This window comes from Oleiphilus sp. HI0125 (assembly GCF_001635355.1).
Genome location: NZ_LWGF01000165.1, coordinates 1 through 962 on the forward strand (window position 1 = coordinate 1; position 962 = coordinate 962).

At 43.3% G+C, this 962-nt stretch carries 1 protein-coding gene; it reads left to right on the plus strand.

All coding sequences use genetic code 11. The features are described 5' to 3' along the window. Window positions 1-68 precede the first annotated feature (68 nt). Window positions 69-911, plus strand: a complete 843-nt coding sequence (locus A3762_RS02700; RefSeq protein ID WP_068479702.1) for a MoxR family ATPase — start codon at window positions 69-71, stop codon at window positions 909-911. Window positions 912-962 lie beyond the last annotated feature (51 nt).

Genomic DNA, 962 nt, shown 5'->3' on the forward strand with positions numbered 1-962 from the left:
TGACTACCCGCAGAAGCTAGGCATAGATTAGAATGCTCGCGCTACAACAAATGTTTTAGGAATAGGTTATGAGTTTCAAGGGTACAAACGAATACGTCGCTACTAGTGATCTTCAAATGGCTGTTAATTCGGCGATTACATTGCAAAAACCTCTACTAATTAAAGGTGAGCCTGGCACGGGTAAGACCATGCTTGCTGAGCAGTTAGCAAAATCCCTAGACGCTCGTTTGATTCAGTGGCATATCAAATCAACCACGAAAGCGCAGCAAGGTTTGTACGAGTACGATGCAGTATCTCGCCTACGTGACTCTCAGCTTGGTGTCGATAAAGTACACGACATTTCTAACTACATTGTGAAGGGTAAACTGTGGGAAGCATTCGAGGCAGAAGAGCGTGTCATTCTGTTGATCGATGAAATCGACAAAGCTGATATTGAATTTCCAAATGACCTCTTACTTGAGATCGACAAAATGGAGTTTTATGTTTACGAAACACAAGAGCGAATCGTAGCTAAAAATCGCCCAATTGTTCTCATCACGAGTAATAACGAAAAAGAACTTCCTGATGCATTCTTGCGCCGCTGCTTCTTTCACTACATTGATTTCCCTGATGCCGAAACCATGCAGAAAATCGTTGAAGTGCATTATCCAGACATCAAAAAAGAGCTTCTTAGAGATGCTTTAGACGTGTTCTTCGACGTGCGTAAGGTTCCAGGCCTTAAGAAGAAACCATCTACTAGTGAATTGATAGATTGGTTGAAACTCCTAATGGCAGACGAAGTAGGTGAAGCGCTTTTACGCGAACGCGACCCTAGCAAAGCGATTCCACCAATGTATGGCGCATTGCTCAAAAATGAACAAGACGTACAGTTGTTACAGCGCTTAGCGTTTATGGCTCGACGCAAGGGGTAAGCCATGCTGATTGGCTTTTTTCAGGAAGTTCGCAGAAATAAGGTTCCTGCA